The following is a 22,497-nucleotide window of genomic DNA, read 5'->3' as shown; positions in this document are numbered from 1 at the left end:
TGACTGTAGATGTGGAGCGACGGGTCGTGGTCGGCGCCGCGATCGTCAGGGACGGTCGCGTGCTCGCCGCGCGGCGTACGGCGCCCGCAGCCGCGGCGGGTCGGTGGGAGCTCCCCGGCGGCAAGGTCGAGCCGGGCGAGACCGACGACGCCTCGCTGGTCCGCGAGGTGCGTGAGGAGCTCGGCCTGCGGATCACCGTCGAGCGCTGGCTCGAGGGCGAGGCGCCGATCGGCGAGACCCACCTGCTGCGGGTCGCGGTCGCGACGGCCGACGACGGTGAGCCGGTGCCGACCGAGCACGACGCTGTCCGGTGGCTCGGTGCCGACGAGCTCGGCGAGGTCGACTGGCTGGAGCCCGACCGACCCTTCCTGGCCGAGCTGTCCGCGCTCATCTCTACGCTGGAGAGGTGACCGACCGACCCGACAAGCGCCTGCTCCTCGTCCACGCCCACCCCGACGACGAGTCCATCGGGCAGGGCGCGACGATGGCGCGCTACGTCGCGGAGGGCGCCGGCGTCACGTTGGTGACCTGCACGGCCGGCGAGATGGGCGAGATCCTGGTGCCCGAGCTGGCGCACCTAGCCGCCGACCAGGAGGACAAGCTCGGCGAGCACCGTCGTGGCGAGATCGCCGACGCGATGAGGGTCCTCGGCGTCACCGACCACCGCTGGCTCGGCGGGTTCCAGACCTACCGCGACTCCGGCATGAAGTGGCACGACGACGGCTACGCCATCCCGGCCGACACCCTCCACGACAACGCCTTCTGGAACGCCGACCTCACCGAGGCCGCCGACCACCTCGTCCGGGTGATCCGCGAGGTGCGACCGCAGGTGCTCGTCACCTACGACCAGTTCGGCGGCTACGGCCACCCCGACCACATCCAGGCCCACCGCGTGGCGACCTACGCCGCGCACCTGGCCGCGGTGCCGTCGTACTCCCGTGACCTCGGCGAGCCGTGGGACATCGCCAAGATCTACTGGGGCGCGATGTCCGAGAGCCGGATGCGGGCGAGCCTCCGGGCGCTCCGCGACGCCGGCGACACGACGACGTTCGAGGGGATCGACCCCGACGGCCAGCTGCCGCCGTTCATCACCTCCGACGACAACCTCGCCGCGCGCGTCGACGGCTCGGCCCACCTCGACCAGAAGATGGACGCCATGCGCGCTTACCCCACGCAGATCCAGCTCGACGGGCCCTTCTTCGCGCTCTCCAACAACGAGGGCAACCAGCTGTGGGGCGAGGAGTTCTTCCGGATCGCCAAGGGCACGCGTGGCGAGCTCGGCGACGACGGCCTGGAGTCCGACCTGTTCGCGGGCGTCGAGCTCCAGGCCTGACGCATGGGCGACGGTGTCCGGCTGGCCCCGGTGACGCTGCTGGCGGGCATCGGGACGGCCGTCGGCACCGTCGCGGTCTACCAGTGGTGGTGGGGGCTGGTGCTCGCGGCGGCGGCCACCGTGCTGCTGCTCCTCGCCACCCCGCCGGGCTGGGCGCTGCGGCTGCCCCTGGCGCTCGGGTTCGTCGGCACGATCGCGATGTTCGCGGTCCGGCGTGGCGAGGGCGACTACCTCGTCGCCTCCACCGGTCAGGGCTACGTCGTGCTCGGGCTGGCGCTGCTCGTCCTCTGCGTCACCATCGCCACGCTGCCGCGGCCCGGTGGGGGCGCGTCGCGCACCAGTGCGCGAACTTCCGGCGCAAAAGCACCTGTGGAGTGACTCCTGTTCCTACAGTGAACCTGTGAGGCGCACGAGACGACGCGGAGTCGGCCACGAGGCCGAGGGCGGGCAGGCCGTCGTGCTGATCCTGCTCGTCGTGCTCGCCATGAGCGCCGGCGCCTGGGTGGCGGCGTACGCCGGTGCGAACGGCAAGGTCCCGCGCGGCACCACGGTGGCCGGCGTCGACATCGGAGGCCGCGACGCGACCGCCGCCGCCTCGGCGCTCGCCCGCGGCCTGCGGACCCACGGCCAGCAGCCGATCACGGTGGCGGCCGGCACGGTGGTCACCCAGGTCGCGCCCGCCGACGCAGGCCTGTCCGTCGACTACGCCGCGACGGTCGCGCAGGCCCTGCACCCCCGGAGCTGGGACCCCCGCGAGCTCTGGCGCTACTACGGCGGCGGCGACGACCTGGCGCCGGTCGTCGAGGTCGACGACCGCAAGCTCGACTCGCTGCTCTCCGCGCTCGACCAGCGGGCCGGGCAGCCGGCCCGCGACGCCGGCATCTCGCTGTCCGGCGGCCGGATCGCGCTCACCCCGCCCCAGAACGGCGTGCAGATCGACCACGAGCACGCGCGTCTGGCGCTGGTCGCGAGCTACGCCGACGGCGTCTCGGCGGTGCGGCTGCCGCTGCTCCTGCGCCAGCCCGACGTCGACCAGGCCGACCTCGACAACGCCCTCGCCACGATCGCCAACCCGGCGGTCTCCGGGCCGGTCACGCTGGCGTTCGCCGGCTCGCAGGTCACCCTCCAGCCGCGTCAGTACGCCGACCTCCTCAGCCTGGTGGACCGCGAGGGCACCCTCGCCCTCGACGTCGACATGGCCGGGCTCGCCGCGCTCGTCGTCCCCGACGCCCAGGCCACCCAGCCGGTCGACGCCACGGTCGCGCTGCAGGACGGCGCCCCCACGGTGGTCAAGGCGGTGGCCGGCCAGACCTACGACGAGGCCGGGGTCGCCGCTGCGTTCCTCCAGGGCGTCACGGCCTCCGGCGCGGCGCGGACGGTGCCCGTCACGGGCACCGCGACCAAGGCGGCGTTCACGACCAGGGACGCCAAGCGCCTCGGGGTGACCGAGCCCGTCGCCAACTTCACGGTCTCGGTGCCGTCGACGGTCGGCCCGTCGTTCGCCGACGCGGTCAACCGGCTCTCGGGGGCGCTGCTGCGCCCGGGCGACACGTTCTCGTTCAACGGCCGGGTCGGCCCGGTCAACGGCTCCGGCACGCGCCTCGCCACGGCCACCTGGAACGCCGGCTTCCTGGCCGGGCTGGTCGACGTCACGCGGACCGGCTCCGCGGCGTACGCCGACGGTCTGCCCGAGGGCCGCGACGCGATGGTCGACGCCACCCACGACCTGCAGCTGCGCAACGACTCCACGCACGGCGTGCTGCTGTCGGCGCGGCTCGTGCCGGGAGCGCCGGGCACGCCGGGCTCGGTGGTGGTCGACGCGTGGTCGACCAAGGAGTACGACGTCAGCGCCTCGACCAGCGCCCGCTACGCGCCGACGCCGCGGACGACCGTCCCGAGCGCCGACCCGGCGTGCGTGCCGAGCGCCGGCGCGGACGGCTTCACCGTCGACCTCGTGCGCACCGTCACCCGGGCCGGAGACCCGACGCCGGTGCGCACCGACACCGTGACCACGACCTACCAGCCGCTGCCGGCCGTGGTCTGCCAGGCGGTGCCCGGGGCGTAAGTTGGCCGCATGATCTCGGGATCCCTGACGCTGCCACGCGCGCGGCCGCGCTCGCTGCCACTACTCGTCACGACACTGCTCTCCCTGGCCCTGCTCGCGTCCCTCGTGAGCCTGGCCCCGCCGTCGGCCCAGGCGCACAGCCCGGCCGACGCCAAGACCCGCACCGGCCTGTCCTGGCGGGACGTGCAGACCGGCACCGACGCGCAGTTCCGCGGTCTGGCGCCGGTCACCCGCAAGATCGCGTGGGTGAGCGGCACCGAGGGCACCGTGCTGCGCACCGGCGACGGCGGCAGGCACTGGAAGGACGTGTCGCCGGGCGGTGACACCACCGACCTGGAGTTCCGCGACATCGAGGCGTGGGACTCCCGTCACGCGGTGATCCTGTCGATCGGGTCGGCGGGCGACTCGCGGATCTACCGCACCGACGACGGCGGCCGCACGTGGAAGCAGGGCTTCCGCAACCACTCGAAGGCCGCGTTCTACGACTGCCTCGGCTTCTGGGACCGGCGCCACGGGCTGGCCATGAGCGACCCGGTGCACGGCAAGTTCCGGGTCCTCGTCACCTCCGACGGCGGCCGGTCCTGGAAGAAGCGGCCGGCCTCCGGGATGCCGCCGGCCCTCGACGGCGAGTTCGGCTTCGCCGCGAGCGGCACCTGCCTGGTGACCGCCGGCAGGTCCGACGCGTGGATCGCGTCGGGCGGCGCCGCTGCCCGGGTCTTCCACTCCACCGACCGGGGCCGGACCTGGACCGTCACCGACACGCCGGTCGTGCGCAGCGACGCGGGCGGCATCTTCTCGCTCGCCGCGCGCGACCCCCGCACGCTGGTCGCCGTGGGTGGCGACTTCGAGAAGCCGGACAAGACCGCCGACACCTCGGCGTACTCCCACGACGGCGGCGCCACCTGGACCGCGGGCGGCGACCTGCGCGGCTACCGCTCCGGCTCGGCGTTCCTGCCGCGCTCCGCGGCCACCGGCTCGCCGTCGAAGGGCGTGGTCGCGGTCGGGCCGACCGGCACCGACGTCTCCTTCGACGCAGGCGCCACGTGGCAGCGCGTGCGCCGCGGCGCCTTCGACTCCGTCGAGTGCACCGGCGACGGCGCGTGCTGGGCGTCGGGGTCCGACGGGCGCGTGGCGCTGCTCGCCGGGCTCCGGAAGGCGTAGCCGGGGGTCGGCCCGCTCGTTGGGCCGACATGCGTGCTCTGCTCGGGTCCCTGGTCGCGGCGTGCCTGATCGGCGCCGGGTTCGCCACTCCGGCGCCGGCGTCGGCCGACGGGCTGCCGGTCCCGCTGCCGACCAGCCCCGAGGGCGACGTGGCGGGCGTCAACGACTGGAGCTGCACCCCGACCAGGGCGCGCCCGCGCCCGGTGGTGCTCGTCCACGGGACGTTCGGTGACCGCAAGCACCTGCTCGAGAACCTCTCCAACGCCCTCCTGACCCGGGGCTACTGCGTCTTCTCGCTCGACTACGGCAACCGCGGCACGCAGGACATCCCGACCTCGGCCCAGACCCTGAAGTCGTTCACCGACCGGGTGCTGGCCGCCACCGGGGCTCGCAAGGTCTCGATGATCGGGCACTCGCAGGGCGGCATGATGCCGCGCTACTACGTGAAGTTCCTGGGCGGGAAGCGCACCGTCGACGACCTGATCGGCCTGGTGCCGTCCAACCACGGCACCAACGACACCGGCCCGGGCAACCCGCTGACCGAGGCGGTGTTCGGGATCGTCTGCCCTGCGTGCCTCCAGCAGTCGGCCGGCTCGCCGTTCCTCACCCGGCTCAACGCCGGCGACGAGACGCCCGGCAGGGTGAGCTACACCCAGATCACCACGCGCTACGACGAGGTCGTGACGCCCTACCTCTCGGCGTACCTCGCCCCGGGCCGGAGGACGACCAACATCACCCTCCAGGACCTGTGCGCCTACGACCTCTCCGAGCACCTCAACATCCCGACCGACCAGGTCGCCATCCAGCTCGTGCTCGACGCCCTCGGCCGCAAGGGCCCCGCCGACCCGGCCTTCCGTCCTGCCTGCTGACCGCCGAGGTCGACCCGGCGCGAAGTTCGCGCCGGGTCGACGACCACGTCGATGGTCAGGGCGCCAGGCGGTGCAGGTCTCGCGGGAACAGCGTGACCTCGCGGATGTTGGCGGCGCCGGTGAGGCGGGCGACCCAGCGCTCGAGGCCGATCGCGAAGCCGCCGTGCGGCGGGATGCCGCGACGGAAGGCCTCGACGTACGACGCGTACGGCGCGTAGGCGTAGCCGCGCTCCTCGAGGGTGCGCACGTAGTCGTCGTAGCGGTGCAGCCGCTGCGCGCCGCTGACCAGCTCGAGCCCCCGGAAGATCAGGTCGAACGAGCGCGACCAGTGCGGGTCGTCCGGGTCGGGATGGCTGTAGAACGCCCGGTGGGCGGTCGGGTAGCCGTGCACGACCACGAAGTCGCTGCCGTGCTCGGCCATCGCCCACTCGCCGAGCGCGCGCTCGTGCGACGGCGCCAGGTCGGGCTCGTCGGCCGGCGCGCCGGCGATCTCCAAGGCCTCGCGGAAGTGCAGCACCGGGAGCTTCTCGGGCACCTGCGGCACGTCGATCCCGAGCTTGCCGACCGCGTGGCCGGCCCGCTCGTGGATCGAAGCGACCATCCCGGCGACCACGTCGCGCAGGCAGTCGACGACCTCGTGGTGGTCCTCGATGAAGCCGAGCTCGACGTCGAGGCTGACGTACTCCGCGAGGTGCCGCACCGTGTCGTGCGGCTCGGCGCGGAACACCGGACCGACCTCGTAGACGCGCTCGAAGACGCCGACCAGCACCTGTTTGTAGAACTGCGGGCTCTGGGCGAGGTACGCCGGACGGCCGAAGTAGTCGACCTCGAACACGTTGGCGCCGGACTCCGTGGCCGACTCGACGAGCTTGGGGGAGTGCACCTCGGTGAACCCGCTGCCGTCGAGCGTCGAGCGGAACCCCTGCAGGCTCGCGGCGGCGAGGTCCCAGACCGCCCGCTGGCGGGGGTGTCGCCACGTGGTCGCCGCGTGGTCGAGCAGGGTGGGCAGGCCGGCGTCGAGCCGCGGCCGCCAGAGCTCGACCGCCGGCGTCTCGGCGGGGTCGGACAGGGCACGGACCACCGGCGCCGTGACCTCGACGCCACCAGGCGCCTGCGGGTTCGCGGTCGCGGTGCCGACCACCTCGACCGGCGTCTCCTCCGGCGGGAGCTCGGTCCCGGCCGGCTCGTCGGGCCTGAGCACGACCTGCGCCAGGCCGGTCCGGTCGCGCACGACCAGGAAGGACACCGTGGCGAGCTCGCGGCACCGGTGCACCCAGCCCTGAAGCCGGACCGGTTCGCCGGGCGTGGCCTGCGGGAGCTCGGCCGTCGTCGTTCGTCTCATCGTTCACCTCCAGTAGCGGGACAGCCCTGGAGGTGTGGGCGGGGGCAAGGTCGCGGTGCCACCACACCTTCGCCGACTCCGGTCGTGCTGGTCGGCCTCGTTGGTCGGCGGGCGCTGTCTCGGGGGCGTCACTCCTCACGCTCGCCGCGACCAAGGCTAGGACCGACCCGGCCGAGCTGGAAATCGGTTATCGGGGCGCGGCGAGGTAGCGGTAGCGGTGGTGCTCGACGAACCCGAGGCCGTCGTAGAGGCGGTGCGCGGGGGCGTTGTCGCCCAGCACCTGGAGGTACGCCGTCGTGGCCCCGCGCTCGGCGCCCCACCCGAGCAGCTCGGCCATCACGAGCAGGCCGAGCCCGCGGCCGCGCTCGGCCGGGTCGACCTCGATGCTGCGGAACCCGACCCAGTCGTCGCGACAGGCGGCCACTCCGGTGGCGAGCACCCGCCCGTCGTGACCGCGCAGCTCGGCGGTCACCAGCCCGTCGTCGCCGTCGAGCGCCACGGCCGCCTCGGGCAGCGGGACGCCGCGGAGCGCGCGCCTGGCCGCGGCGACCCCCGCGAGCTCGAAGACGGTGTCGTGGTCGTGGCTCTCCAGCACCCAGTCGTGGCCACGGAACAGCTCGTCCTCCGCCGACCCCGGCAGCACCGCGGCGATGGGGCGCTGGCCGAGCGATTCGTAGTGGGCCACCACCCGCTCGTAGTCGTCCGCGACGCCGGAGGGCTCCATCGCGAGCACGGAGTTGGCCCGGCGCGCGGTGGAGGTGCGCGAGCTGCGCAGCAGCCACTCCCCGAGCGGCTCGGTCTCGAGGTCCGGCCACAGCGCCAGCGCGCGTCGCTGTGCGTCGGCGGGCGCCACCCGGTGTCGGGTCGAGGGCCGGGGCGGCACCGGCTTGCCCGAGACGATGTCGGCGATCCGGATCGTCACCGGCTCGTGGGAGCCCTTGCCGTCGGGCACGACCACACAGGTGCCGTGGCCCCACGCGGTGCACGTCCCGAGCACGTCGGTCATGGCCGGCCCGCCGGTGGGGCCGGTCTCGCCGGGCACCACCCGGCGTACGACGACCCGCTGGCCGACGACGTGCGGACCCAGCTGGTGAGCACCCAGGTGGTGGGCACTGCCGGGCGACGACACGACGGGATACTAGGCTGACCCCGTGACGTACGTGATCGCTCAGCCCTGTGTCGACCTCAAGGACCGGGCCTGCGTCGACGAGTGTCCGGTCGACTGCATCTACGAAGGCAAGCGGATGCTCTACATCCACCCCGATGAGTGCGTCGACTGCGGAGCCTGCGAGCCGGTCTGCCCCGTGGAGGCCATCTTCTACGAGGACGACACGCCGGAGCAGTGGAAGGGCTTCTACGACGCCAACGTCCACTTCTTCGACGAGATCGGGTCGCCCGGCGGCGCCGCGAAGATGGGCGAGATCGACCACGACCACGAGCTGGTGGCGGCGCTCCCGCCGCAGGAGCACGACGAGTAGTCAGGGCCGGCCCTGACCGTCTCCTCGCGTCTTCCCGACTTCCCCTGGGACAAGCTCACCGCGCAGGCCGAGCGCGCCCGGGCCCACCCCGACGGCATCGTCGACCTCTCCATCGGCACGCCCGTCGACCCCACGCCGGAGGTCGTCCAGGAGGCCCTGCGCGCGGCCGCCGACGCGCCCGGCTACCCCACGACGATCGGCCTCGCCTCCACGCGTCAGGCCGCGCTCGACTGGATGTCGTCGCACGGCGTCACCGGGCTCGGTCTCGACCAGGTCCTGCCGGCGATCGGGTCGAAGGAGCTCATCGCGACGCTCGCGGTGCATCTGGGCATCGGTGCCGACGACCTGGTCGTCGTCCCCGAGCTGGCCTACCCGACCTACGCCGTCGGCGCGGCCCTGGCCGGCGCCCGGTGGGTGGCCAGGGACTCGCTCACGAGCCTCGGCCCGGAGCGGCCGGCGCTGCTGTGGCTCAACTCGCCGTCGAACCCCACCGGACGGGTGCTGCCCCCCGAGCACCTGCGCAAGGTCGTCGACTGGTGCCGGGAGCGCGGCACGCTCCTCGTCTCCGACGAGTGCTACCTCGAGTGCGCCTGGGAGGCGGAGCCGGTCTCGGTGCTGCACCCGTCGGTCTGCGGCGACTCCGTCGACGGGATCCTCGCCGTCCACTCGCTCTCCAAGCGGTCCAACCTGGCGGGCTACCGCTGCGCGTTCGTCGCCGGTGACCGGCGGCTGGTCGGCGAGCTGCTGGCCGTCCGCAAGAACCTCGGCCTGATCATGCCCGGCCCCCAGCAGGTCGCGATGGCCGCCGCGCTGTCCGACACCGCCCACGCGCGGGAGCAGCACGCGCGCTACGCCGCGCGACGCACGGCGCTCCGGGCTGCGCTCCAGGGCGCGGGGTTCGAGATCGACCACTCCGAGGCGTCGCTCTACCTCTGGGCCCGGCGCCCGGTCGACGGGGCCGACGAGAGCTGCTGGGACACCGTCGACTGGCTCGCCGAGCGCGGCATCCTGGCGGCGCCCGGAGACTTCTACGGCGCCACGGGTGCCAGGCACGTGCGCATCGCGTTCACCGCCACCGACGAGCGGGTCGAGTCCGCCGTTCGCCGCCTCGCCTGACCCTTCCGGGTGAGGTCTCCTCATTCCCCGGCGGGCCCCGACGGGCCCACCTACCCTGAGGAAACGGGACGAGGCGCACCGTCGGACGCGGCGCCCGTGGACAGTGGGGAGCAAGGATGGACCTGGCGCACGCGCCTGCGTTCCAGGCGGAGGCCTCGGTGCCCAGCGCCGTCCGCACGCCGTACGACCGGCTGCTGACCTGGATGCGTCCCCGCGACCACCGCGTCGCGGCGCGCACGGTCTCGGCGCTGTGTGCGGTCGGCGTCGCCGTCACCGTCCTGACGCTGCCGCTCGCCCCCGCGCAGATGCGCGAGGCGAACCCCACGATCACGGCCCTCGCGGTCCTCGCGCTGGTCGTGGCGGGCCTGATGAGCATCGCGGCGTGGTTCTTCGACGAGGCGAGCCGGCTGGCCTGGGCGCTGTGCCCGATCACGGCGATCGCGGTGATCGTGTTCGTCGACCTCGCGACCCACGACGCCTCGGTGTCGGCCCAGATCTTCTTCGTGTTCCCGATCGTGTACGCCGCCGCCATGCTGCCGCGCCAGGGGGCCGTCCTCATGACCGCGCTCGCGCTGGCGGGCGAGCTGGTCGTGGTCTTCAGCCAGCTGCCGGTCCGGCAGGCGCTCCTGGACAGCTCCTACACGGCGGCCGCGCTCGTGACCGTGGCGGTGATGCTGGTCCGCGGCGCCGAGCGCCAGGCGGCGCTCGTCGCCGAGCTGGGGCGGCTCGCGCTCATCGACCCGCTGACCGGCCTGGTCACCCGGCGCGCCTTCGACGAGGCGCTCGACGTGGTGCTCGCCCATCCCGATGGCGAGGAGGGCACCTCGCTGGTGCTGATCGACGTCGACGACTTCAAGTCGCTCAACGACCGGTTCGGCCACCCCGGCGGCGACCGGATCCTGGTCCAGCTGTCCGAGCTGCTCGTCGACGGCTCGCGCCGCGGCGACGTCGTCTGCCGCCTCGGTGGCGACGAGATCGCGGTGCTGCTGCCGCGCTGCACCTACGACACGGCGGTGCGTCGCGCCGAGGAGATCAACCAGCTCGTGCGGACCCACGGCTTCCAGCTCGACGTCGGCGAGCTGGTGAAGGTCTCGGTGAGCGCCGGCCTCGCGCACGCACCGACCCACGGCTCGGACGCCCACGCGCTCTACGTCGCCGCGGACTCGGCGCTCTACGAGGCCAAGCGGAGCGGGCGCGACCGGGTGGTCGCCCAGCCGATGCCCGCGGTCTGAGGGACGGCTCGGCTCAGGAGGACGAGCCCACCAGCTCGTCGTCGCCCTCGGGCGTCAGGTAGTGCCCGTCGTCGAAGAGGATGATGCCGTTGCAGAGGCGGCACCAGCCCTGGCCGCTGCGGTCGGAGACGACGTGGGCGCCGTAGCAGTTGGTGTCGTGCGCGTCCGGACACGCCGGTGTGTGGCTGCACATGTTCGATTCCCTCTCCCCATGTCCGATCCCTGCCGGGGTTCGAACGTTCCAACTCTGTTGTACTCCTCGAGGGGGACCGGCGCACGCGCTGTGCCGCAATCGCGGTGGAAATCCTCCGAACGGACCAGTCGCGCCTGGTGGACGTGGCCCGAACGTGTCAATGCGCGCGCTCAGAACACGTCGACGTGGACGTGGTCGCGGTGCTCCAGGACGGCCGGGTCACCCGAGCTCTCGGGCGGGTCGTAGTCGCGCCAGCCGTCCCCGGACCTCCGCCCCGCCGTCCAGATCCGGTCGTCGAAGATCACCGTCCGCACCGAGAGCCGGTCGGCCTGGCTGACGAGGTAGTGCGCGATCACCCAGCCCCGCGTCCGGTTGGCCGGCGAGACCGGACGGACGAACGCGTCGATCGCGCGGCCGTCGTAGTGGGCCGAGCCCTGCATGTGCCCGGTCGAGACCCCGCCCGGTTCGAAGCCGCCGAGCGGCAGGTCGGGGAAGCGGGCGAGGAGGTCGCGGCGTACGGCGTCCGCGCGGGCCGTCAGCCCGGAGTCCGCCAGCGCCGTCGGCCCGTCGTCGCTCTCGCCGAGCCGGCAGCTGAACCCCTCGGGCGAGTTGCCGGTCAAGGCGGAGGCCAGCGCGCGGGCGTCGGCCTCGTGGTCGGCGTAGGCGTCCGGGAAGCCGGACCGCTGGACCTCCTGCGCCGCCACCGTGATGTCGAGCTGCTGGTAGCCGTCGACCTTCACCAGCGCGTCGTAGAAGGCGTTCGCGGCGTGGACCGGGTCGCGCACCTCCTCCTCGGTGCCCCAGCCCTGGGAGGGGCGCTGCTGGAAGAGCCCGGCGGAGTCGCGGTCGCCGCCGTCGAGGTTGCGCAGGCCGGACTCCTGGTAGGCGACGGCGAGCGCGATGGAGGCCGCCCGCGCCGGCAGCCCGCGCTGCACGGCGATCGCGGTGATCAGGCCGGCGTACCTCGCCTGCGACGGCTCCAGGACCACGCTGTGGTCGCCCGTCTCGGCGGTGCACTGGTCGGGGGCGAGCCACGGCACGACGTCCTGCCGGACCGCGAACCAGCCGACCCCGGCGAGCAGCGCGACCACGGCGATGCCGATGGCCACGACCCCCCGACGCCTCACGCGGGCAAGTGTCGGGGATCAGTCCAAGTCCCTGCCCTGGTCAGCCGGGGTCAGTTGGCGTGCAGCGCGGCGTTGAGGGCCACGCCGTCGCTGCGCCACGGCACCGCCTCGACCGCGCCGGTGACCGAGTTGCGGCGGAAGAGCACGTTGTCGACGCCCGACAGCTCCAGCGCCTTGACCACCCGCGACGTGCCGTCGGTGTCCTGCACCGTGACCTTGGTGCCGGCGGTGACGTAGCAGCCGGCCTCGACGACGCAGTCGTCGCCGAGCGAGATGCCGAGGCCGGCGTTCGCGCCGACGAGGCAGCGCTTGCCGATCGAGATCACCTCGGTGCCGCCGCCGGAGAGCGTGCCCATGATCGAGGCGCCGCCACCGACGTCGGAGTCGGCGTCGACGACGACGTGGGCCGAGATCCGGCCCTCGACCATCGAGGTGCCGAGCGTGCCGGCGTTGTAGTTGACGAACCCCTCGTGCATGACGGTGGTGCCCTCGGCGAGGTGGGCGCCGAGCCGGACCCGGTCGGCGTCGCCGATGCGGACGCCGGTGGGCAGCACGTAGTCGACCATCCGCGGGAACTTGTCGACGCCGTAGACGGTCACCCGCGCGCCGGTCGCCATCAGCCGCGCCCGGGTCTGCTCGAAGCCGGCCACCGCGCACGGGCCGGCGCTGGTCCACACGACGTTGGTCAGGACGCCGAAGATGCCGTCCACGGAGACCGTCCTGGGCCGCACGATGCGGTGGCTGAGCAGGTGGAGCCGCAGCCAGGCGTCCTCGGTGGAGGCGGGCGGGGCCTGCAGGTCCGCGACCTCCACGAGCCGGACCTCGCGGGTCACCCGGCGCACGTCGTCGGGCCCGGCCAGCGCCGCGAGCTCGGCCGGCGCGTCGCTCCCGTCGGCCGCGCCCAGCCCCGGCGCCGGGAACCACGCGTCGAGCACGGCCCCGCCCTCGTCGAGGGTGACCAGGGCGTGCCCCCAGGCGTTGGTGGGTGTCTCGCTCATCCCGGCGAATCCTATGGGCGGTCGGCGGCGGCGCGTTTCACCGGGTACCCGGTGAAACTGGCGCTGACCGCAAGGAACTCCAACCGGTCAGCGCCAGTTTCGTGCGGGCAGTCCCGTCTGTCGACGCCAACGTCTACCGTCACCGCGTGGTCCACGAGCTCTCGAAGGCCGACGCCCGGCGCATCTGCGTGCAGGCGCAACTGCTCGACGCGCCGCGCCCCGGCAGCGTGCTCGAGGTCATCCGGCACCTCACCGTGCTGCAGGCCGAGCCGACCGCGCCGCTGAGCGTGCCGAGCGCCGACCTCGTGCTGTGGAGCCGGCTCGGGTCGGCGTACGACCGCGCCGAGCTCGTCGACCTCGTCGATCAGCAGGTGGTCATCGAGCACCAGGGCTACCTGCGGCCCAGCGAGGACCTCGCGCTGTTCCGTGCCGAGATGTCGATCTGGCCCGGCCGCGAGCCGCTCAAGGAGTGGCAGCGCGACATCGCCCGGTGGGTCGAGACCAACGACGGCTGCCGGCGCGAGATCCTCGACGAGCTGCGGCGCGAGGGTCCGCTGCCGACCAGCGCATTCGAGGACACCTGCGAGGTGCCGTGGCCGTCGTCGGGGTGGAACAACAACAAGAACGTCCAGATGCTGCTCAAGCAGATGGTCGCCCGCGGCGAGGTCGCGGCGGCCGGGCGCGAGGGCCGCCAGAAGCTGTGGGACCTCGCCGAGCGGATCTACCCCGACGACCCCGTGCCCGACCCCGACGAGGCGCTCGCGACGCGCAACGCCCGGCGGCTTCGCGCGCTCGGGCTGGCACGCGCGCGCTTCGCCGAGCAGCCCGGCGAGCCCCACCACGTCGGCGAGGCCGGCGAGCCGGCGGTCGTCGAGGGCGTGAAGGGGGAGTGGCGGGTCGAGCCGACGCTGCTCGACCGGCCGTTCGAGGGCCGGGCCGCGCTGCTCTCGCCGTTCGACCGCCTCGTCCAGGACCGCAAGCGCCTCGACCAGCTCTTCGAGTTCGACTACCTGCTCGAGATGTACAAGCCGGTCGAGCAGCGCATCTGGGGCTACTACGCGCTTCCGATCCTCCACGGCGACCTGCTGGTCGGAAAGCTCGACGCCACCGCCGAGCCGGCCGAGGGCGTGCTGCGCGTCGACAAGGTCCACGAGGACTTCGACTGGTCCGAGGAGACCCGCGTCGCCGTCGCTGCCGAGATCGACGACCTGGCCGGCTGGCTCGGCCTCGAGGTCATGTACGTCGACTGACTACTCGCCGGTCCGGCCGTCGATCGCCTCGCGGAGCAGGTCGAGGTGGCCCAGGTGGCGCGCGTACTCGTAGACCACCTGCGTGAGCGCGCCGCGCACCGAGCCGGTGCGGTCGTCGGGGTCCCAGACGAACTCCAGGTCGCTCGCGTCGAGCCCGTCGAGGACGCCGTCGGATCGGGCGCACTGTGACCGCCAGGTCTCGAACGCCTCGGCTACCACGGCGTCGTCGGCGACGGCGTCGCGGAACTGCGCGTCCCAGTCGCCGTCGGGCACGAAGAGCTGCGGCTCGTCGGCCCGCGAGAGGGTCAGCACGAACCAGTAGTGCTCCATCTGCGCGAGGTGCCTGACCAGCCCGAGCACCGACAGCCCGGACGGCGGCACGGCGCGGGCGGCCAGCTGGTCAGCTGACAGGCCCTCGGCCTTCCGCTCCACGCTCGCGCGGAGGTCTCCCAACCAGCGCCTCATGCTCTCCAGCTCGGTCATCGTCCCGTCCACCACACGTCGCTCATGGCCCCAGCCAATCACTCCATCAGGACGAACGGCGTCCGGATAGGCCCGGGCGGGCGGCCTGTGGAGAGGGACGGCGGTGCCGGCGCGGTCCTCGGCACGATGGCGACGTCCTGCTCTCGGGTCCACAATGGAAGGAGCGTTGATGTGTCCCTGTCGCGCACGGGAGGTCCGGTGTCCGCCACCAGCGAGGAGCCGCTGCTGCGGGTGCCCATGTCCTGGGAGGAGTACCTCCGGCTCCCCGAGAAGCCGAAGGCCGAGTGGGTGGACGGGGTGGCGGTCCTCATGACGGCGCCTCCCCTCTGGGAGCACAGCGACGTCCTCGCCCGGCTCTGCGCGTGCCTGGTGTCCGCCGGCCCGGGCCTGCTCGTCGCCACGGACACCAGCGTCAAGCTCCCGGACAACCGGGTGCGGCGGCCCGACGTGACGATCGTCGGTGCGGTCCCCTCGGACGGCTGGGTCACCGAGCCGCCGCTGATGGTCGCCGAGGTGCTGTCCCGCTCGACGCGCTCGGAGGACCTGGTCCGCAAGTCCGCGGAGTACGCCGGGGCGGGGATCGGCCAGTACTGGCTGGTGGACCCAGAGCTGCGCACCCTCACGGTCATGACCAACGTCGACGGCACCTGGGAGGACCTGGTCCGGCTGGACGACGGCGAGCCGGAGGGCAGCGTCGAGGTCGCCGGAGTGAGGATCCCGCTCGACCTGCGCCGGCTCCTGCGCAACTGATTCGCACCCGCTCGCGCGCCGCCGTACGCTGGTGCCACAGGCGTTCGAGCCGTCATCAGCGGCGAGCCTCCGGAAGAAAGCCACTGCCCCGGCAGCGGCGAGTAGAACCGGACGGGTGGCCCGTCACAGCCGTGAGAGAGGCTCCCAGCGACACCGGGGGCAAGCAGGGTGGTACCGCGGTCTCCGCTGACAACAGAGATCGTCCCTGCGGTTGGCACACCGATCGCAGGAGACAGACCGCATGACCTACCCGAAGGCCTCGACGAGCACGTCCGACGGCGTCCCGCCGAACCCTCGCTTCCCGCAGATCGAGGAGGCGGTGCTCGCGTACTGGGAGCAGGACGGCACCTTCCAGGCCAGCGTCGACGCGCGCGAGGCCGGCGAGGACGGCGCCAACGAGTTCGTCTTCTACGACGGTCCGCCGTTCGCCAACGGCCTGCCGCACTACGGCCACCTGCTCACCGGCTACGTCAAGGACGTCGTCCCGCGCTACCAGACCATGCGCGGTCGCAAGGTCGAGCGCCGGTTCGGCTGGGACACGCACGGCCTGCCCGCCGAGCTCGAGGCGATGCGCCTGGAGGGCATCAAGACCACCGACGAGATCCTCGAGCTCGGCATCGAGAAGTTCAACGAGGCCTGCCGCGCCTCGGTGATGAAGTACACCGCCGAGTGGCGCGAGTACGTCACCCGCCAGGCGCGCTGGGTCGACTTCGACCACGACTACCGGACCTACGAGCCCGACTACATGGAGTCGGTGATCTGGGCGTTCAAGCAGCTCTACGACAAGGGCTGGGTCTACGAGGGCTTCCGCGTGCTGCCCTATTGCTGGAACGACGAGACGCCGCTGTCCAACCACGAGCTCCGCATGGACGACGACGTCTACCAGATGCGGCAGGACCCGGCCGTCACCGTCGGGTTCCGGGTCACCTCCGAGGGGCCACTGCGCGACGCGCTGCTGCTGACCTGGACGACCACGCCCTGGACGTTGCCCAGCAACCTCGCGGTGATGGTCGGCGCCGAGATCGACTACGTCGCCGTCGAGCACGACGGCGCGCGGCTGGTGCTCGCCGAGGCGAGGCTCGCGGCGTACGCCCGCGAGCTCGGCGACACCCCCGACGTCGTCTGGCGCGGCACGGGCGCCGACCTCCTGGGCCTGACGTACGCGCCGCCGTTCAGCTACTTCGCGGGGCACGAGAACGCCTTCCGCGTCGTGCGCGCCGACGAGTTCGTGACGACCACGGACGGCACCGGTCTCGTGCACAGCGCCGGCGCGTTCGGTGAGGCCGACAAGGAGGTCACCGACCGCGAGGGCATCGCCCCGGTGATGCCGGTCGGCAAGGACGGCCGATTCACCGAGCCGATCGACGAGTACGCCGGCATGCTCGTCTTCGACGCCAACCTGCACGTCATCGACGACCTCAAGGCCGCCACCCGAGGAGAGCCGGCCGGGAGCGTCACGCCCGGCACCGTGCTGCTGCGCCGCGAGACCTACGACCACAGCTACCCGCACTGCTGGCGCTGTCGCGAGCCGCTGATCTACAAGGGCGTCTCGTCGTGGTTCGTCGAGGTGACGGCGTTCAAGCAGCGGATGCTCGAGCTCAACCAGCAGATCAACTGGGTGCCCGAGCACACCCGCGACGGCTCGTTCGGCAAGTGGCTCGCCAACGCCCGCGACTGGTCGATCACCCGCAACCGGTTCTGGGGCTCGCCGGTGCCGGTGTGGCAGTCCGACGACCCGGCGTACCCGCGCACCGACGTCTACGGCTCCTTCGAGGAGCTCGAGCGCGACTTCGGGCGGCTGCCGCGCGACCGCGCCGGCAACCCCGACCTGCACCGCCCCTACGTCGACGAGCTGACCCGCCCCAACCCGGACGACCCCACCGGGAGGTCGACGATGCGCCGGGTGGCCGACGTGCTCGACGTGTGGTTCGACTCGGGCTCGATGTCGTTCGCGCAGAACCACGTGCCGTTCGAGAACTCCGAGTGGTTCGAGCACCACTTCCCGGCCGACTTCATCGTGGAGTACGTCGGGCAGACCCGCGGCTGGTTCTACACGCTGCACATCCTGGCCACCGGCGTCTTCGACCGGCCGGCGTTCGAGAACTGCATCAGCCACGGCATCGTGCTCGGCTCCGACGGCGAGAAGATGTCGAAGTCGCTGCGCAACTACCCCGACGTGCGCGAGGTCTTCGACCGCGACGGCGCCGACGCGATGCGGTGGTTCCTCATGGCCTCGCCGATCCTGCGGGGCGGCAACCTCATCGTCACCGAGCAGGGCATCCGCGACGCCGTGCGCGGCGTGATGATCCCGCTCTGGAACAGCTGGTACTTCTTCCAGCTCTACGCCAACGCCTTCGGCGACGGGCAGGGCTACGACGCGCGCGCCCGCTCCGACTCGACGGACCCGCTCGACCGCTACCTGCTCGCCAAGTGCCGCCAGTACGTCGACCAGCTCACCGGCGAGATGGACTCCTACGCGATCGCCGACGCGTGCGAGACCACCCGGCAGTTCCTCGACGTGCTGACGAACTGGTACATCCGCCGCTCACGCGACCGGTTCTGGGGCGACAACACCGACGCGTTCGACACCCTCTACACGGTGCTCGAGACGGTCTGCCGGGTCACCGCGCCGCTCCTGCCGCTCACGACCGAGGAGGTCTGGCGCGGGCTCACCGGCGAGCGCTCGGTGCACCTGGCCGACTGGCCGCTGGCCGACGCGCTGCCGGCCGACGACGCGCTGGTCGCGGCGATGGACAAGGTCCGCGAGGTCTGCTCGGCCACCTCAGCCCTGCGCAAGGCCGGCAACCTGCGCAACCGGCTGCCGCTCTCGACGCTCACGGTCGTGGTGCCCGACCCGGCCGCCCTCGACGGCTTCGAGTCGATCGTGCGCGACGAGGTGAACGTGAAGACGGTCGTGCTGCTCCCGGCCGACGCGCCGGAGGCCGCGGCGTACGGCGTCTCGCAGCGCCTCACCGTCAACGCCCGCGCCGCCGGGCCGCGCCTGGGCAAGGAGGTGCAGCAGGCGATCCGGGGCTCGAAGTCCGGCGACTGGTCGGTGGCCGACGACGGCACCGTCACCGCGGGCGGGCTGGCGCTGGAGGAGGGGGAGTACACCCTCGAGACCGTCGCCGGCTCGGCCGACGAGTCCGCGGCCGTCGGCGTGCTGCCGACCGGCGGCTTCGTCGTCCTCGACACCGACGTGACGCCGGAACTCGCCGAGGAGGGCCTCGCCCGTGACCTGGTGCGCGCCGTCCAGCAGGCCCGCCGCGACGCCGGCCTCGACGTCTCCGACCGGATCTCGCTCACCATCGGCGGCGCCGACGCCGTCCAGGCCGCCGCCCGTGCCCACGAGCAGCTGATCACCAGCGAGACCCTCGCGACGTCGTACGCCGTGGTGGGCGGCCCCGACGGCGACCCCCAGATCGCCGTCACCAAGGCCTGACCGCTCCGGCGAGTCGGCGTTACTGATCATCAGTAGCGCCGACTCGGCGTGTTACTCGTCAGCACGAACGCCGACTCGGCGGGAGCTCAGGCGGGGGAGAGGCCGAGCCGGCCGGCGAGCTTGTCGAGGTGGGCGAGCACCTCGTCCTCGGACTTGTCGGGCACGCCCCAGATGAGCTCGGAGACGCCGGCCTCGGCCCAGGCCGCCAGGTCGGCGGGGTCGGGACGGAACGCGATGAGCACCCGGATGTCGGGGAGGCCGTCGCGACCGGCCTCGGTCCAGGCGGCCTTGAGCGCCTCGATCTGGCCGCTGATGTCGGTCTGGTTGGGGGTGGTCATCCAGCCGTCGGCGTGCCGGGAGATCCACCGGAACGTCTTCGGGCCGCCTCCCGCGCCGATGATGAGCGGGATGTGCGCCTGCACCGGCTTGGGGTAGGCCCACGACGGGCCGAACGACACGAACTCCCCGTCGTACGCCGCCTCCTCCTGGGTCCAGAGGGCGCGCATCGCCTCGACGTACTCGCGCAGCACCGTGCGCCGCTTGCCCGGCGGGACGTGGTGGTCCTCGAGCTCGTCGGTGTTCCAGCCGAAGCCGGCGCCGATGGTCACCCGGCCGCCGGAGAGGTGGTCGAGGGTCGCGATCGCCTTGGCGAGGGTGATCGGGTCGGACTCGACCGGCAGCGCGACCGCGGTGGAGAGCCCGATCCGCGTCGTGACCGCGGCGGCGGTGGCCAGGGAGATCCACGGGTCGAGGGTGCGGGTGTAGCGGTCGTCGGGCAGCGACTCGTCGCCGGTGCCCGGGTGCGCTGCGGTCCGCTTGACGGGGATGTGGGTGTGCTCGGGGACGTAGAACGTGTCGAAGCCCCGCTCCTCGGCGGCCTTGGCCAGCCCGGCGGGCGTGAACCCACGGTCGGAGGAGAACAGCACCAGCCCGTTGCGCATGGGCGAAGCGTAGGGCAGAACTAGAACGAGTTCTAGTTTCTAGGATGGCGGCATGTACGCCCAGACCGCGTCCCGGCTCGTGCGCGCTCCGCGCGCAACGGTGTACGCCGCCCTCCTCGACCCGCGCGCGATCGAGACCTGGCGGGTGCCCGACGACATGACCGCCCGCGTCGCCGAGTGGGAGCCGGTCGAGGGCGGGCGCTTCCGGGTGGCGCTGACCTACCGCGCAGAGGACCGCACCGGCAAGACCGAGGGTGCGACCGACGCCTACTCGGGGGAGTTCACGTCGCTGGTGCCCGACGAGCAGGTGGTCGAGCGCGTCGAGTTCGACACCGCGGACGCCGCGCTCCGGGGTGCGATGACGCTGACGTGGCGGCTGACCGACGCCGGCGGCGGCACGCAGGTCGAGCTGCTCCATGAGGGCATCCCCGACGCCGTGTCGCCCGACGACAACGCGGCCGGCACCGACATGTCGCTCACCAAGCTGGCGGCGTACGTCGAGGGGGCCGGCTGAGCCCGGCCTGATTGACTAGCGCCGTGCCCGCCCTCGACCTCTCCGCGACCGCCGTCGACCTGACGGTCCAGCTCGTCGACATCGAGTCGGTCAGCAAGAACGAGCAGGCGATCGCCGACGCGGTCGAGGAGGCACTCTCGCCGTACGAGCACCTGAGCGTCAGCCGGCACGGCAACACCGTCGTGGCCCGCACCGACCTCGGTCGCGGCGAGCGGGTCGTCATCGCCGGCCACCTCGACACGGTGCCGGTCAACGCCAACCTGCCCGCGCGCCGGGAGCAGCGGCCGGACGGCGACCTGCTGCACGGCCTCGGCACCTGCGACATGAAGGGCGGCGACGCGGTCATCCTGCGCCTGGCCGCCACGATCCCCGAGCCCAACCGCGACGTCACCTACATCCTCTACGAGGCCGAGGAGATCGACGCGGAGTTCAACGGCCTCAACCTGCTCAGCCAGAGCCACCCCGAGCTGATGGAGGCCGACTTCGCGATCCTCATGGAGCCGTCGAACGCCGAGGTCGAGGCGGGCTGCCAGGGCACGCTGCGGGTCGAGGTGCGCGCCACCGGCGAGCGGGCGCACTCCGCGCGCAGCTGGAAGGGCGTCAACGCCATCCACGCCGCGACGCCCATCCTCGAGCGCCTGTGCGACTACGAGCCCCGCAAGCCGGTCATCGACGGGCTGGAGTATCACGAGGGCCTCAACGCCGTCTTCATCCGCGGCGGCGTCGCCGGCAACGTGCTGCCCGACGAGTGCGTCGTCGAGGTCAACCACCGCTTCGCGCCCGACCGCAGCGAGGCCGAGGCGCAGCAGTTCGTCCGCGACTTCTTCGAGGGCTACGACGTCACGGTCACCGACAGCGCGCCGGGTGCGCTGCCCGGTCTCGACCTGCCGGCGGCGAAGGCGTTCATCGACGCGGTGGGTCGCGAGGTCAACCCCAAGTTCGGCTGGACCGACGTGGCACGCTTCACCAGCCTCGGCATCCCGGCGGTCAACTTCGGCCCCGGCGACCCGATGCTGGCCCACAAGCAGGAGGAGTTCGTGCCGGTCGAGCACATCGAGCGCTGCGAGCGCCAGCTCCGCGACTGGCTGTCGTGAGGCGGCCGGCATGGTGAGGAGCAAGCAGAAGGGGCCGATCATCCAGCGACGCGACCAGGTCGACGGGAGCACGACCGACCAGCGCCTGCTCGACTCGCGCGGCCCCTCCGACTGGGTGCACGCCGACCCATGGCGGGTGCTGCGCATCCAGGCCGAGTTCGTCGAGGGCTTCGGGGCGCTGGCCGAGCTCGGGCCGGCGATCGCGGTGTTCGGGTCGGCGCGGACGCCGGCCGACCACCCGACGTACGCCTTGGCCGAGCGGCTCGGCGGCGCGCTGGTCGCGGCCGGGTTCGCGGTGATCACCGGTGGCGGTCCCGGCGCCATGGAGGCCGCCAACAGGGGGACGAGCGAGGCCGGCGGCGTCAGCGTCGGCCTCGGGATCGAGCTCCCGTGGGAGTCGGGGCTCAACGAGTGGGCCGACGTCGGCATCAACTTCCGCTACTTCTTCGCCCGCAAGACCATGTTCGTGAAGTACTCCCAGGGCTTCATCGTGCTGCCCGGCGGCTTCGGCACCCTCGACGAGCTCTTCGAGGCGCTCACGCTCGTGCAGACCCGGAAGGTCACGCGGTTCCCGATCGTGCTCGTCGGCACCGACTACTGGGCCGGGCTCCTGTCGTGGATGAAGGACACCTGTCTCACCGACGGCAAGATCAGCGCGAGCGACCTGGAGATGCTCACGGTCACCGACGACATCGAGGAGGCCGTCAAGCTGATGGTCGACGCGCGGGACGGGCGGGTGGTCGACCCGTGATGTGGTTCTTCGCGATCCTCGTGGTCGTGGTGATGGGGGGCGTCGCCGCGCTCGCAGCCGGGCGGGGCGCCCCGATGTCCGACGCGTACGACGACCGGCCCGACTCGCTGGTCCCGCGCGAGGGCGCGCTGCGTGCCGAGCACATCCGCCGGGTCCGCTTCTCGCTCGCCTTCCGCGGCTACCGCATGTCGGAGGTCGACGCGCTGCTCGACCGCGTGGCGCGCCAGCTGGACGACGGTCCCCGGCCGCCCGAGGACTCCGCGGAGCCACGCACCCCCGGTCAAGACGAGGTTGTCGACACGCCCGCGGATCGGGAGGCTCGTGGCGACGGACCGCCGGGGTAAGGCACACTCTCGCC

23 protein-coding genes are annotated in these 22,497 nt (G+C 72.7%); 16 read left to right on the top strand and 7 right to left on the bottom strand.

Features of this window, described 5'->3' with window-relative positions; genetic code table 11:
• Positions 1 to 11: 11 nt before the first annotated feature.
• From G514_RS31190 to G514_RS0117550, 6 genes are read left to right on the top strand one after another with little or no spacing between them, the layout of a single operon-like run.
• A complete protein-coding gene (locus G514_RS31190; protein ID WP_036565116.1) occupies positions 12 to 410 on the top strand; it encodes a (deoxy)nucleoside triphosphate pyrophosphohydrolase in 399 nt (132 codons plus the stop codon).
• Complete coding sequence (mshB, locus tag G514_RS0117570) at positions 407 to 1,333, top strand: N-acetyl-1-D-myo-inositol-2-amino-2-deoxy-alpha-D-glucopyranoside deacetylase (protein WP_028652823.1); 927 nt, start codon at positions 407 to 409, stop codon at positions 1,331 to 1,333. Before G514_RS31190 ends, mshB begins: the two co-directional genes overlap by 4 nt.
• A 3-nt stretch (positions 1,334 to 1,336) precedes the next feature.
• A complete protein-coding gene (locus G514_RS27485) occupies positions 1,337 to 1,711 on the top strand; it encodes a hypothetical protein (RefSeq protein ID WP_036565115.1) in 375 nt (124 codons plus the stop codon).
• A 22-nt stretch (positions 1,712 to 1,733) separates the two neighbouring features.
• The gene (locus tag G514_RS27480; protein ID WP_157544941.1) at positions 1,734 to 3,398 is read left to right on the top strand and encodes a VanW family protein; all 1,665 of its coding nucleotides are present in this window, start codon (positions 1,734 to 1,736) and stop codon (positions 3,396 to 3,398) included.
• Positions 3,399 to 3,407: 9 nt separating this feature from the next.
• Complete coding sequence (locus G514_RS0117555; RefSeq protein WP_051247638.1) at positions 3,408 to 4,559, top strand: WD40/YVTN/BNR-like repeat-containing protein; 1,152 nt, start codon at positions 3,408 to 3,410, stop codon at positions 4,557 to 4,559.
• 29 nt (positions 4,560 to 4,588) lie between these two features.
• A complete protein-coding gene (locus G514_RS0117550) occupies positions 4,589 to 5,428 on the top strand; it encodes an esterase/lipase family protein (RefSeq protein ID WP_028652821.1) in 840 nt (279 codons plus the stop codon).
• 55 nt (positions 5,429 to 5,483) lie between these two features.
• Here G514_RS0117550 and aspS read toward each other — a convergent pair whose 3' ends face one another.
• Together aspS and G514_RS0117540 are read right to left on the bottom strand one after the other, a co-directional pair.
• The gene (gene aspS / locus G514_RS0117545; protein ID WP_028652820.1) at positions 5,484 to 6,770 is read right to left on the bottom strand and encodes an aspartate--tRNA(Asn) ligase; all 1,287 of its coding nucleotides are present in this window, start codon (positions 6,768 to 6,770) and stop codon (positions 5,484 to 5,486) included.
• Between the two features lie 187 nt (positions 6,771 to 6,957).
• Entirely contained in the window at positions 6,958 to 7,899 is a 942-nt protein-coding gene (locus G514_RS0117540; RefSeq protein WP_028652819.1) for a GNAT family N-acetyltransferase, read from the bottom strand.
• A gap of 22 nt (positions 7,900 to 7,921) precedes the next feature.
• Between G514_RS0117540 and fdxA the strand changes: the two genes are divergently transcribed.
• The 3 genes from fdxA to G514_RS27475 all read left to right on the top strand — a co-directional run bounded on the left by fdxA (position 7,922) and on the right by G514_RS27475 (position 10,596).
• A complete protein-coding gene (gene fdxA, locus G514_RS0117535; RefSeq protein ID WP_028652818.1) occupies positions 7,922 to 8,248 on the top strand; it encodes a ferredoxin in 327 nt (108 codons plus the stop codon).
• Between the two features lie 12 nt (positions 8,249 to 8,260).
• Positions 8,261 to 9,364, top strand: a complete 1,104-nt coding sequence (gene dapC, locus G514_RS0117530; RefSeq protein ID WP_028652817.1) for a succinyldiaminopimelate transaminase — start codon at positions 8,261 to 8,263, stop codon at positions 9,362 to 9,364.
• 116 nt (positions 9,365 to 9,480) lie between these two features.
• The gene (locus G514_RS27475) at positions 9,481 to 10,596 is read left to right on the top strand and encodes a GGDEF domain-containing protein (protein ID WP_051247636.1); all 1,116 of its coding nucleotides are present in this window, start codon (positions 9,481 to 9,483) and stop codon (positions 10,594 to 10,596) included.
• A 13-nt stretch (positions 10,597 to 10,609) separates the two neighbouring features.
• Here G514_RS27475 and G514_RS0117520 read toward each other — a convergent pair whose 3' ends face one another.
• The 3 genes from G514_RS0117520 to dapD all read right to left on the bottom strand — a co-directional run bounded on the left by G514_RS0117520 (position 10,610) and on the right by dapD (position 12,914).
• Positions 10,610 to 10,789: a DUF5999 family protein gene (locus G514_RS0117520; RefSeq protein WP_028652816.1), complete on the bottom strand. Its 180-nt coding sequence runs from the start codon at positions 10,787 to 10,789 to the stop codon at positions 10,610 to 10,612.
• A gap of 170 nt (positions 10,790 to 10,959) precedes the next feature.
• Positions 10,960 to 11,916 carry a VldE C-terminal domain-containing protein gene (locus G514_RS27470; protein WP_157544939.1) on the bottom strand — a complete coding sequence of 319 codons (957 nt, stop codon included), beginning with the start codon at positions 11,914 to 11,916 and terminating at the stop codon, positions 10,960 to 10,962.
• A 50-nt stretch (positions 11,917 to 11,966) separates the two neighbouring features.
• On the bottom strand, positions 11,967 to 12,914 hold the full coding sequence (gene dapD / locus G514_RS0117510; RefSeq protein ID WP_028652815.1) for a 2,3,4,5-tetrahydropyridine-2,6-dicarboxylate N-succinyltransferase: 948 nt from the start codon (positions 12,912 to 12,914) through the stop codon (positions 11,967 to 11,969).
• 146 nt (positions 12,915 to 13,060) lie between these two features.
• On the opposite strand from dapD, the gene G514_RS0117505 reads away from it, so the two are divergent.
• The gene (locus G514_RS0117505; protein WP_028652814.1) at positions 13,061 to 14,164 is read left to right on the top strand and encodes a DNA glycosylase AlkZ-like family protein; all 1,104 of its coding nucleotides are present in this window, start codon (positions 13,061 to 13,063) and stop codon (positions 14,162 to 14,164) included.
• On the opposite strand, the gene G514_RS0117500 is transcribed toward G514_RS0117505, so the two are convergent.
• Positions 14,165 to 14,629 (bottom strand): DinB family protein, encoded by a 465-nt coding sequence (locus G514_RS0117500; RefSeq protein ID WP_169576483.1) that lies wholly within the window; start codon positions 14,627 to 14,629, stop codon positions 14,165 to 14,167.
• A 216-nt stretch (positions 14,630 to 14,845) separates the two neighbouring features.
• Here G514_RS0117500 and G514_RS29445 point away from each other — a divergent pair, with 216 nt between their 5' ends.
• Positions 14,846 to 15,397, top strand: coding sequence for a Uma2 family endonuclease (locus G514_RS29445; RefSeq protein WP_028652812.1), 552 nt, complete (start codon positions 14,846 to 14,848; stop codon positions 15,395 to 15,397).
• 241 nt (positions 15,398 to 15,638) lie between these two features.
• Positions 15,639 to 18,839, top strand: coding sequence for an isoleucine--tRNA ligase (gene ileS, locus G514_RS0117490; protein WP_028652811.1), 3,201 nt, complete (start codon positions 15,639 to 15,641; stop codon positions 18,837 to 18,839).
• Positions 18,840 to 18,925: 86 nt separating this feature from the next.
• On the opposite strand, the gene G514_RS0117485 is transcribed toward ileS, so the two are convergent.
• Positions 18,926 to 19,780, bottom strand: coding sequence for an LLM class F420-dependent oxidoreductase (locus tag G514_RS0117485; protein WP_028652810.1), 855 nt, complete (start codon positions 19,778 to 19,780; stop codon positions 18,926 to 18,928).
• A gap of 52 nt (positions 19,781 to 19,832) precedes the next feature.
• Here G514_RS0117485 and G514_RS0117480 point away from each other — a divergent pair, with 52 nt between their 5' ends.
• The 4 genes from G514_RS0117480 to G514_RS27460 are packed head-to-tail and all read left to right on the top strand — an operon-like array spanning position 19,833 to position 22,483.
• Positions 19,833 to 20,294, top strand: coding sequence for an SRPBCC domain-containing protein (locus tag G514_RS0117480; protein WP_028652809.1), 462 nt, complete (start codon positions 19,833 to 19,835; stop codon positions 20,292 to 20,294).
• Positions 20,295 to 20,317: 23 nt separating this feature from the next.
• Positions 20,318 to 21,388, top strand: coding sequence for a succinyl-diaminopimelate desuccinylase (gene dapE / locus G514_RS0117475; protein WP_028652808.1), 1,071 nt, complete (start codon positions 20,318 to 20,320; stop codon positions 21,386 to 21,388).
• Between the two features lie 10 nt (positions 21,389 to 21,398).
• On the top strand, positions 21,399 to 22,139 hold the full coding sequence (locus G514_RS0117470) for an LOG family protein (RefSeq protein WP_028652807.1): 741 nt from the start codon (positions 21,399 to 21,401) through the stop codon (positions 22,137 to 22,139).
• Complete coding sequence (locus G514_RS27460; RefSeq protein WP_051247633.1) at positions 22,139 to 22,483, top strand: DivIVA domain-containing protein; 345 nt, start codon at positions 22,139 to 22,141, stop codon at positions 22,481 to 22,483. Before G514_RS0117470 ends, G514_RS27460 begins: the two co-directional genes overlap by 1 nt.
• Positions 22,484 to 22,497: the final 14 nt, after the last annotated feature.

Origin of the sequence: Nocardioides halotolerans DSM 19273 (assembly GCF_000422805.1) — a bacterium.
In the GTDB taxonomy this organism is placed as follows: Bacteria; Actinomycetota; Actinomycetes; order Propionibacteriales; family Nocardioidaceae; genus Nocardioides; species Nocardioides halotolerans.
The sequence above is the reverse complement of the archived record's forward strand: the minus strand, read 5'-3'. Positions and strand labels throughout refer to the sequence as shown.